At 67.8% G+C, this 10273-nt stretch carries 11 protein-coding genes; 5 read left to right on the forward strand and 6 right to left on the reverse strand.

The genetic code is table 11. The annotated features are described in order from the left end of the window. Positions 1-107: 107 nt before the first annotated feature. Positions 108-497 (reverse strand): glycine zipper 2TM domain-containing protein, encoded by a 390-nt coding sequence (locus SAZ01S_RS15270; protein ID WP_084583137.1) that lies wholly within the window; start codon positions 495-497, stop codon positions 108-110. A 199-nt stretch (positions 498-696) separates the two neighbouring features. Here SAZ01S_RS15270 and SAZ01S_RS15275 point away from each other — a divergent pair, with 199 nt between their 5' ends. The 3 genes from SAZ01S_RS15275 to cysS all read left to right on the forward strand — a co-directional run bounded on the left by SAZ01S_RS15275 (position 697) and on the right by cysS (position 2709). Then, positions 697-915, forward strand: a complete 219-nt coding sequence (locus SAZ01S_RS15275; protein ID WP_084583138.1) for a hypothetical protein — start codon at positions 697-699, stop codon at positions 913-915. Positions 916-918: 3 nt separating this feature from the next. Continuing rightward, positions 919-1209, forward strand: a complete 291-nt coding sequence (locus SAZ01S_RS15280) for a hypothetical protein (RefSeq protein ID WP_084583139.1) — start codon at positions 919-921, stop codon at positions 1207-1209. A 69-nt stretch (positions 1210-1278) separates the two neighbouring features. After that, positions 1279-2709, forward strand: a complete 1431-nt coding sequence (gene cysS, locus SAZ01S_RS15285; protein ID WP_084583140.1) for a cysteine--tRNA ligase — start codon at positions 1279-1281, stop codon at positions 2707-2709. A gap of 199 nt (positions 2710-2908) precedes the next feature. Here the strand turns inward: cysS and SAZ01S_RS15290 are convergent, their stop codons facing one another. Genes SAZ01S_RS15290 through SAZ01S_RS15300 form a run of 3 tightly spaced genes read right to left on the reverse strand, consistent with a single transcriptional unit; the run spans position 2909 to position 5915 of the window. Then, positions 2909-4150 carry an adenosylmethionine--8-amino-7-oxononanoate transaminase gene (locus tag SAZ01S_RS15290; protein WP_084583141.1) on the reverse strand — a complete coding sequence of 414 codons (1242 nt, stop codon included), beginning with the start codon at positions 4148-4150 and terminating at the stop codon, positions 2909-2911. Further along, complete coding sequence (gene bioD, locus SAZ01S_RS15295; RefSeq protein WP_084583142.1) at positions 4150-4776, reverse strand: dethiobiotin synthase; 627 nt, start codon at positions 4774-4776, stop codon at positions 4150-4152. The genes SAZ01S_RS15290 and bioD overlap by 1 nt, the downstream gene beginning before the upstream one ends. Continuing rightward, on the reverse strand, positions 4773-5915 hold the full coding sequence (locus tag SAZ01S_RS15300; protein ID WP_084583143.1) for an 8-amino-7-oxononanoate synthase: 1143 nt from the start codon (positions 5913-5915) through the stop codon (positions 4773-4775). The genes bioD and SAZ01S_RS15300 overlap by 4 nt, the downstream gene beginning before the upstream one ends. 332 nt (positions 5916-6247) lie before the next feature. On the opposite strand from SAZ01S_RS15300, the gene SAZ01S_RS15305 reads away from it, so the two are divergent. Continuing rightward, complete coding sequence (locus SAZ01S_RS15305) at positions 6248-7618, forward strand: class II 3-deoxy-7-phosphoheptulonate synthase (protein WP_174596128.1); 1371 nt, start codon at positions 6248-6250, stop codon at positions 7616-7618. A gap of 19 nt (positions 7619-7637) precedes the next feature. On the opposite strand, the gene SAZ01S_RS15310 is transcribed toward SAZ01S_RS15305, so the two are convergent. Together SAZ01S_RS15310 and SAZ01S_RS15315 are read right to left on the reverse strand one after the other, a co-directional pair. After that, complete coding sequence (locus tag SAZ01S_RS15310) at positions 7638-8153, reverse strand: PilZ domain-containing protein (RefSeq protein ID WP_084583145.1); 516 nt, start codon at positions 8151-8153, stop codon at positions 7638-7640. 279 nt (positions 8154-8432) lie between these two features. Continuing rightward, complete coding sequence (locus tag SAZ01S_RS15315) at positions 8433-8864, reverse strand: DUF488 domain-containing protein (protein WP_084583146.1); 432 nt, start codon at positions 8862-8864, stop codon at positions 8433-8435. Between the two features lie 46 nt (positions 8865-8910). On the opposite strand from SAZ01S_RS15315, the gene trmFO reads away from it, so the two are divergent. Then, positions 8911-10224: a methylenetetrahydrofolate--tRNA-(uracil(54)-C(5))-methyltransferase (FADH(2)-oxidizing) TrmFO gene (gene trmFO / locus SAZ01S_RS15320; RefSeq protein WP_084583148.1), complete on the forward strand. Its 1314-nt coding sequence runs from the start codon at positions 8911-8913 to the stop codon at positions 10222-10224. Positions 10225-10273: the final 49 nt, after the last annotated feature.

Consider the following 10273-nt stretch of genomic DNA (forward strand, 5'->3'; position numbering starts at 1 on the left):
ACTATGATCAGATGCACGCGGGCGGCATGGCCCTGCGCTCGACATAAGAAGGGCGCCCGCTGCCCCGTGCAGCGGGCGCCCCTTCCGAAAGCGCAGGTCAGGCTGGCTCAGCGGCCGTTGCGGCAATCCCCGCCATCCACCGCGCGACCGGCGAGCGCACCGGCGCCGGCGCCCAGGATCAGCCCCGTGCCGCTGCGACGACCCGAGCTGCCGCGGCCGATCTCGCCGCCGAGCAGACCGCCGGCAATCGCACCCAGAATGGTGCCCGTGGTGCCGTCGCTGCAGCGCTGACGATAGTTGCGGTAGCGCGGACGATAATCGCGATAGTCCCGGACCTCGCGATAGTCGCGATAATCACGATATTCGCCACGATCGTACCGATCATAGTGGCTGTATCCGTCGCGATAGCCCCAGTCCTGCGCGGCCGCGGGGGTCGCAGCGATCGAACCGGTCATCAGCGTGGCTGCCATGGTGGCGCCGATCAGAAACTTCTTCATGTCCTCGTCTCCTCGCGGGGCGCTTGTGCCGCCGTCTGGAACCTGATTCGCACAAATCGACTGTTCCAAGCCTGAATGCACTCGTTAGCTTGCGTTCAGGCAGTTTTCGGCCCGAAGCGGGACAGTCCGCCATGTGCATGCCAGCGGAACCATGACACTTGGGAAACGTTCTTCTGGTCCACTGGAGGGAACCGCTCGAATGTACGATCTTGGCATCCGCCGCGCCCTGACCGGCTATCGCCCCGCCTATCGGCCGCACGAGACCAACCCCTGCCCGGGCTGCGGGCAGTCGCACTGGATGGTCGGACGGATGACGGCAGAATGTGCGTTCTGCGGCACGGCCCTGCCGCTCCACCACGGTGCCGTCGGCGGCAGCGCGCTGAACGCCCGCCCCGCGCACCCGCCGCTGGCGGCCTGAGCGATGACCAGCATCGCCTCCACCTCGCCGATCGAGCGGATCGCCCGCGTCATCGCCGCCGAAATGCTGAGCCCCAATGCCGAGGGCGCCGGCGAACTCGGCCGACCGGTGAGCGAGATCGTCGACACGATCTGGCCGCGCGAGACCGACCGCGCGCTCGCCGTTCTCCGCACGTTGCGCGAGCCGACGGCGACGATGATCGCGGCGGGTCGCGCCGCCGGTGACGATCCCGCCCGCATCTGGAGCGCGATGGTCAACGCCGCGATCGCCGAGGCTGTCGCGCTCGCGGACTAAGCCGGGCCCATCAAGCCGGGCCCATCAAGCCGGGTTTGTCCGCGGCATTTTGTTCGCTATGCGCAGCCCATGCATGATGCTCCGCTGACGCTCTACAACTCGCTGTCCCGTTCGCTCGAGCCGTTCCAGCCGCTCGACCCAGACAAGGGCGTGCGCGTCTATTCGTGCGGGCCGACGGTCTACAACTATGCCCATCTCGGCAATTTGCGCGCCTATGTCTTCACCGACACGCTGAGCCGGGTGCTGCGCTGGAAGGGCTATCCGCTCACCCACATCATCAACATCACCGATGTCGGCCATCTCACCTCGGACGCCGATGCCGGCGACGACAAGATGGAAGCCGCCGCGCGCGCCCAGGCGATGAGCATCTGGGACATCGCCGCGCACTATACCGCCGCGTTCAAGCAGAACATCGCAGATCTCAACATCACCGAACCGAGCAGATGGTCGGTGGCGACCGATCACATCGAACAGATGATCGCCTTCGCCGAGAAGATCGCGCCCGAGCATTGCTACGAGCTCGATTCGGGCCTGTATTTCGACGTGACGACGGTGCCCGATTATGGCCGTCTGGCCGGCGCCGCCGACGATGCCGCGGAGAGCCGGATTGATCCGGTCGACGGCAAGCGCCACCCGCAGGACTTTGCGATCTGGCGCAAGTCGCCGCCGGGCGAGCAGCGCCAGATGGAATGGGATTCGCCATGGGGCAAGGGTGCGCCGGGCTGGCATCTCGAATGCTCGGTGATGAGCATCCAGTATCTCGGCGCCCCGTTCGACATCCACACCGGCGGCATCGACCATCGCGAGATCCATCACCCCAACGAGATCGCGCAGAACCAGGCCTATTGCGGCTGCGGCGATACCGGCGCGCATTTCTGGATGCACAACAATTTCCTCGTCGATCGCCAGGGGAAGATGTCCAAGTCCAAGGGCGGGTTCACCACGCTGCAGTCACTGATCGACGCAGGGGTGCACCCCCTCGCCTATCGCCTGCTGTGCCTGCAGGCACAGTATCGCAGCGAGCTGGAGTTTTCGGCTGAGAACCTCGCCGCGGCGCTGACGCGGCTGAAGCGGCTGGTGATGACGGTAGCCGCGCTCAAGGCGCGCGCCGAAGGCGAAGGCAGTGCATCGGCGGCGTGGCTGGAAAAGCTAGACGCGGCAGTGTCGGACGATCTCAACACGCCCAAGGCGCTGCCGGTGCTCGACGAGCTGCTGGCCGACAAGCGCACGTCTCCGGCGGACCGGCTGGCGACGCTGGCCGAGTTCGACAAGGTGCTGGGGCTGCGGCTTTCCGAGCTGACCCGCGAGGAATTGCGCCTGCAGCCCAAGAGCGCGACGATCACGCCCGCGGACATCGCCGACCTGCTGGTCGAGCGGAAACAGGCGCGCGAAGTGAAGGACTTCCAGCGTTCCGACCGGATCCGCGACGATCTGACGGCGGCAGGGATCGAGGTGATGGACGGCGATCCGCTCGGCTGGGACTGGAAGCCGGCGCTGTAACCAAAATTCCTCCCCGGCACGGGGAGGGGGACCATGTGCGCAGCACATGGTGGAGGGGCCGCCGCGGCACGCGGCGGTATTCCCGCGCGCTCAGCCCGTTCCGCGCCTTGCGGCGCGGCCCCTCCACCACGCGGCTGCGCCGCGCGGTCCCCCTCCCCGTGCCGGGGAGGAATTTGATGGGCTGAGCGGCCGCCCTAGTTCAGCCCCCAAGAAACGCCGGCACCAGCCCCCACACCCGATCGAGCTGTTCGCGCGTGATGCTGTAGGGCGGCATCACATAGACGGTGTTGCCGAGCGGCCGAAGCAGCACGCCGTTCTCCCGCGCGAACGCCATCAGTCGCGGGGCGATCGCCGAGAGATAGCCGCTTTCCGGCTGTTCGATCTCCAGCGCCGCGATCGTGCCCATGCGACGATGACCGACCAGGCCGGACACGCCGGCGAGCCGGTCCAGCGCGGCCTGCTGCCATTCGCCGAGGCGGCCGATCCGCGCCAGCACCGGCTCCTCCTGCCAGATCGCGAGGTTCGCCACCGCCGCCGCGCAGGCGATCGGGTTGGCGGTGTAGCTCGATGAGTGGAAGAACATGTCGGCCCGGTCCTCGGACCAGTGCGCCGCGAAGATCGGTGCGGTCGCGAGCGTGACCGCCAGCGGGATCGCGCCGCCGGTAATCCCCTTCGACAGGCAGAGGATGTCCGGCACCACGTTCGCCTGTTCGCAGGCGGTGAGCGTGCCGGTGCGGCCCCAGCCGGTCATCACTTCGTCGGCGATGAAGAGGACGTCATGGCGCGCGCAGATCGCACGCATCTCCGCGAGCAGCGCGGGGGTGTAGAAGAGCATGCCCCCGGCGCCCAGCACCAGCGGCTCGACGATGAAGGCGGCGGCACCCGCGCGGCATTCCGCTTCCAGGGCGTCGAGCGTTTCCTGCTCGGCGCCGGCGCTCGGGAACGGGATGGTGCCGACGTCGAACAGCAGCGGCTGGTACGGTCGGTTGAACACCCCGCGCGCACCGACCGACATGCCGCCGATCGTGTCGCCATGATAGCTGTGCTCGAGAACGAGGATGCGGCTCCGGCCTTCGCCGCGATGATGCCAGTAGCCGAGCGCCATCTTGAGCGCGACTTCCACCGCGGTGGAGCCGCTGTCGCTGAAGAAGACATGTTCCAGCGCGTCCGGCAGGACCGCACGCAGCCCGGCGGCGAGCGTCTCGGCGGGTTCGTGGGTCCAGCCGGCGAAGATGATCTGGTCGAGCTTGCCGGCCTGCTCGGCGATCGCCGCCATGATGCGCGGGCTGCAATGGCCGTGCGTCGTCACCCACCAGGAAGAAATGGCGTCGATGAAGCTGCGCCCGTCGGCGGTGTGGATCAGCGCGTCCTTGGCGTGCCGTACCAGCGGGATCGGCTCGCCCAGCCCATGCTGGGTGAAAGGGTGCCAGACCGACGACATCAGGCGAAGTCCGCCAGGTCGAAGGCACCGGCGAACGCACTGGTGAGGGCGGCGGGCGTGAGGTCGGGCAACATCGGCAGGCGGCCGAGCCGCTTGACCTTGCCGATCGCTGCGATCGTCGCTTCGCTGTCCTCCACCGCATCGCCGACGAAGGCGATGCCGTGGATCGGTACGCCGCGTGCGCGCAGCGCCTCGATCGAGAGCAGGCTGTGATTGATCGTACCGAGCGCCGTACGCGCGACGAGCACCACCGGCTTGTTCCAACGGGCGAACAAATCGGCGAAGAGGATCTGGCGCGTCACCGGCACCAGTGCGCCGCCCGCGCCTTCAACGACCAGCGGACCGTCGATCCCAGGGAGCGCGAGGCGATCGAGGTCGATGGTGACGCCATCGATCTCGGCGGCGCGGTGCGGCGAGCACGGGGTGGCGAGGCGGTATGCCTCCGGAAGAATGTTTGCGGCAGACAGGCCGGAGAGGGTTGCGATCGACTCGCTATCGCTGCCCTCGTCGAGCCCTGCCTGGACCGGCTTCCAGTAGCGCGCACCGAGCGCGCCAGCGAGCGCCGCGGCGAACACGGTCTTGCCGATGCCGGTATCGGTGCCGGTGACGATGAAGGTTTGGGTCATAGGGGCGTCGAACTCCGTTCTCCCAGCAATTCGGTCAGCCGCGCCGCCAGCGCGGCGATGTCGGCCAGATCGACATTGTTGGTGATCGAGATACGCAGCCGCGCGGTGCCGGCGGGCACGGTCGGCGGACGGATGCCGCGCACGTCGAAGCCGCCAGCCTGAAGGGCACCCGCAACCGCCATCGTACGGACATCGTCGCCGAGGATCAGCGGCAGCACCTGGCTTTCGCCCGGCGGCACGCCGAGCGGCGCCAGCGCCTGCCGGGCGGCGGCGATCCGATCGAACAGTGCGGTGCGCAACCCCTCCCCCTCAGCGACGATCCGCAGCGCCGCGCGCACCGCTGCCGCCATCAGCGGCGACGGCGCGGTCGAGAAGATCACGGCCCGACCGCGATTGACGAGAAAGTCGCGGACGATCGCGGGACCGGTGACCAGCGCCCCCTCGCATCCCAGCGCCTTGCCGCAGGTGTGAAGGGTGATCAGGTTCGCCGGCGGCAGCGCATGCGCGAGGCCTTGTCCCTGCGGCCCATAGACGCCGGTGGCGTGCGCCTCGTCGACCAGCAGGATCGCTTCCTCGCCCTGGGCCAGCGCTGCCAGCTCGGCCAGCGGCGCGATATCGCCATCCATGCTGTACAGGCTCTCGACGGCGATCCACACGCGCCCCGCCCCGCCCGCCCGGCGCCAGTCGGCAATGGCGGCGGCGAACGCCGCGACGTCGTTGTGCGCCACGGCCCGCGTCTCCGCCCGGCCGAGCTTCATGCCCTCGTGCGCGCTGGCATGGACGAGTTCGTCGAACAGCACCAGGTCGCCGCGCTGCGGCAAGGTGCCGAGCAAGGCGGCATTGGCGGCATAGCCGCTGGAGAAATACAGCGCCGATTCGCGGCCGAAGAACGCCGCCGCCTCGGCTTCCAGCGCTTCGTGCTCGCGATGGTTGCCGCGCAGCAGCCGCGATCCGCCCGAACCGATCGGCACGCCGCGGGCGAGCGCCGCCGTCACCGCTCCGCGCAGCACCGCCGAATCGGCGAGGCCGAGATAATCGTTGGACGCGAAATCGGCGCCGTCGCGGCCGATCAATCGTCTTCCCCTCCCGCGCGCCATCAGTCCGGCAAGGTCGCGCGCCTGTGCTTCGAATGCCTGCATGCGGCTGCGGGTACACGCGCGGCCCGGCCCATGCAATTCACAGCACTGTCATTTACCCCAGCCGGGTAAGAAATCACTTGCATGATTTTACCCCCGCCGGGTAAGGCCTCCCCATGACGACGTTAGCCGGTTCCAAAATCCGCCATTATCGCGAGGAGCGCAGCCTTACCCGCGCCGCGTTCGGCGCCTGGTTCGATACGCCAGGCTCCACCGTGCAGGGTTGGGAGACGGACGGCAAACGCGCCAACACCAAGGTGATGAATCAGATAGCGGCGATGGGAATCGCCGAGCATGCGGACTGGCACGTCGCCGTCCGCGACGTGGAGAGTGCAATGGCAAGCTGGACCCCCGATAGCTGGACGCGCGCCGAAGCGCGCCAGATGCCGCAATATCCGGACAAGGGCGCGCTCGATGCCGCCACCCGGCAGCTGAGCAGCTATCCCCCGCTGGTCTTCGCCGGCGAGGCGCGCGGGCTCACGGCCGAGCTGGCCAAGGTGTCGCGCGGCGAGGCCTTCCTGCTCCAGGGCGGCGACTGCGCAGAGAGCTTCGCCGAGTTCCACCCGAACAACATCCGCGACACCTTCCGGGTGATCCTGCAGATGGCGGTGGTGCTCACCTTCGCCTCTAAGCTGCCGACGGTGAAGCTGGGCCGCATGGCCGGCCAGTTCGCCAAGCCGCGCTCGGCCGATACCGAGGTGATCGACGGCGTCGAGCTGCCCAGCTACCGCGGCGACAATGTCAACGACATCGCCTTCACCCCCGAGGCACGGATCCCTGATCCGCAGCGGATGGTGCAGGGCTATAGCCAGTCGGCGGCGACACTCAACCTGCTGCGCGCCTTTGCAAATGGCGGCTATGCCAATCTGCATCAGGTGCACAAGTGGACGCTCGACTTCATGGGCAAGAGCCCCTGGTCGGCCAAGTTCGCCGATGTCGCGGACCGGATCGGCGAGGCGCTCGACTTCATGGAGGCGTGCGGGATCAACCCCGATACCGTGCCGCAGCTCAAGGGCACCGACTTCTACACCAGCCACGAGGCGCTGCTGCTCCCCTATGAGCAGGCGCTGACCCGGCAGGACAGCCTGACCGGCGACTGGTACGATACGTCCGCGCACTTCCTGTGGATCGGCGACCGCACCCGCTTCGAAGGCTCGGCGCATGTCGAGTTCCTGCGCGGCATCGGCAACCCGATCGGGATGAAGTGCGGGCCGAGCCTCGAGCCCGACGCGCTGCTGCGGCTGCTCGACACGCTCAACCCCGGCCGCGTCGCCGGCCGGATGACGCTGATCACCCGCTATGGCCATGACAAGATCGAGGCGCATCTGCCCAAGCTGGTCCGCGCGGTGAAGCGCGAGGGCCATCCGGTGGTGTGGAGCTGCGACCCGATGCACGGCAATGTCGTAAAGGCGGCGAACGGCTACAAGACGCGGCCGTTCGACCGGATCCTCGCCGAGGTGCGCGGCTTCTTCGCCGTCCACCGGGCCGAGGGCACCTTCGCCGGCGGCATCCATGCCGAGATGACCGGGCAGAATGTGACGGAGTGCACCGGGGGCGCGATCGCGATCACCGAACAGGGCCTGGCCGATCGCTACCACACGCATTGCGACCCGCGCCTCAACGCCGGTCAGAGCCTGGAACTGGCGTTCCTGCTTGCCGAAATGCTCAACGACGAAATGGCCGAGCGCCGCAAGGCCGCGGCCTGATGCCCGGAGGGCGCGTTGCTCAGCGGAGCAGCGCGCCCGCCAGCGCCCACAGGCCATAGCCGAGCGCGAACACCAGAATCCAGGCGATCACCGCACTGCCGGTCACGATCGCGAGCCGCGTGCGGACCGAGAACTTAGCATCGCCGGCCGGCGCACTCCATCCCTGTACCACCGGTGGCGTGGGCTGCGGCGTCGGCAGCGGGGTCTTGGGGAACGCGATCGGCGTGGAGACCGGTCCGGCAACCGCCGTGCGCAATTCCGTATCGTTCAGCGGCTTGATGAACTCACAGCCATAGATGCCCGCCGCGCCCCAAACCACCTTGGCCTCGCGCGTGCCGATGCCGGCAATGCCGAGCGCGATGGCATCGCCCACCAAAAGCTCCGCGCCGGCGACGACGCGAAAGCCGCCATGCGACAGATCTTCGATCGTCACATCGACAGGTGCCCAGTCGGAGTCGCGCAGCGTCGCTTCGAGTTCGACCGCATGCCGCTCCGCCCAACGCCCGTCCTGATAGAGTCGTGCCGCGATACCCATGATCCGCTCCAGTGAAGTGCGTTTGGGTCTGCCATGCTCCCAGAGGCGTTGCGACGAGGTAAATGCGGCGGTTATCTCTTTATAATTTGATGGTTAATGCCGCGTTACCGGCGCCCGCTGCGACGATTTTGCGACATACATCGCACTTGGGCGACACGCTGCTGCAACATGGCGCGTGCAGATCGGCCCCTGTCGACGCGTTTCGTTCCCCCTCGCGTCGACTCTCCCCGAACTAAACGGGGCAGCCGCTTATGGCTGCCCCGGCCTTTTTTCGGCGGCTCAGGCGTAGAGGTCGATCACCTCCGCCCCTTCCCCCTCGGCCTCCAGCAGCAGCGTGCGGTGGCAATGGCACGGATCGCGCTCATAGCAGAGCAGCGCGCTCCGCTTCTCGGCGGCCAGCGCGCGCATCTGTGCGACCTGCGCCTGCGCCTCCGGCAAGCCGAGCTGGACCTCATAGACTTCACGCAGCGTCGCGACATCGCCCTTCTTGGCGGCGTCGCGCCCCCGCTTGGGGGTGCCGAGCTGCTTGAGATGCACATAGTCGATCCCCGCCTCGCGCAGGCTGGCGGCAAGGCTCGACTTGGCGAATCCCGGACGCCGGGAGAGCGGCAGCGCGCGCACGTCGATCACCCGCTCCACGCCGGCCTGGGTGAGCGCTGCGAGAAACTCGGCCATGGTGGTCCCCTCATAGCCGATCGTGAAGATTTGCATTCCCGCTCCTTTGTCATCGTGCCGTCATGCCGCTATGGGCGGCCGCGTGACTCACGACATCCATATCATCGGCGGCGGCCTCGCCGGATCGGAAGCCGCGTGGCAGCTCGCCCAGGCGGGATATAAGGTCCGCCTCTCCGAAATGCGCGGCTCGGGCGAAATGACCCCTGCACACCAGAGCGACCGGCTGGCCGAACTCGTCTGCTCGAACAGCTTCCGCTCGGACGATGCCGACAGCAACGCGGTCGGCCTGCTCCACCAGGAGATGCGCGCCCTCGGCTCGCTGATCCTCACCCAGGGCGACATCCACAAGGTGCCCGCCGGCTCGGCGCTGGCGGTGGACCGCGACGGCTTCGCCGACGGGGTGACCGCAGCGCTGGAGGCGCACCCCAACATCACCATCGTCCGCGAGCGCGTCGACACGCTGCCGGCCGAGGGCCGAACCATCATCGCGACGGGTCCGCTGACCGCGCCGATGCTGGCGGAAAGCATCGGCCGCGCGACCGGCAAGGACAGCCTCGCCTTTTTCGATGCGATCGCGCCGATCGTTCATCGCGAGTCGATCGACATGGAAACCGCCTGGTTCCAGAGCCGGTGGAACAAGGGATCGGGCAAGGATTACATCAACTGCCCGATGTCGAAGGAACAGTATCTCGAATTCCACGCCGCGCTGATGGCGGGCGAGAAGACCGAGTTCCGCGAGTGGGAAAACGTCCCCTATTTCGAAGGCTGCATGCCGATCGAAGTGATGGCCGAGCGCGGCGTCGACACGCTCCGCTACGGGCCGATGAAAGGCGTGGGCCTCGACGATCCGCGCACGGGGCGCTGGCCCTATGCGGTGGTGCAGCTGCGCCAGGACAATGCCAGCGGCACCTTGTGGAACATGGTCGGCTTTCAGACCAAGCTCAAATATGCCGAGCAGGTCCGGCTGTTCCGCACCATCCCGGGGCTGGAAAATGCCGAGTTCGCGCGGCTGGGGGGCTTGCACCGCAACACCTTCCTGCGCTCGCCCGAGCTGCTCGACGGCACGCTGCGGCTGAAGAGCGCGCCCAATATCCGCTTTGCCGGGCAGATCACCGGCTGCGAGGGCTATGTCGAGAGCGCCGCGATCGGGATGCTGGCGGGGCGCTTCGCTGCGGCGGAGATTGCCGGGATCGAGCTGCCGGCGCCGCCGCGCGAGACGGCGCTGGGGGCGCTGCTGTCGCACATTACCGGCGAGGCGGAGATCGAGACCTACCAGCCGATGAACGTCAATTTCGGGCTGTTCCCGCCGATCGAGGGCCGCACGAAAAAGGCCGATCGCAAGCGAATGTACACCGATCGGGCGCGGGCTGCACTGAAGGACTGGCTGGCGGCCTGAGGGGCCACAGCAGTCACCCTCACCCTCCCCACCGCCTGCGGCGGCGGGT

Source organism: Sphingomonas azotifigens NBRC 15497, assembly GCF_002091475.1.
GTDB lineage: Bacteria > Pseudomonadota > Alphaproteobacteria > Sphingomonadales > Sphingomonadaceae > Sphingomonas > Sphingomonas azotifigens.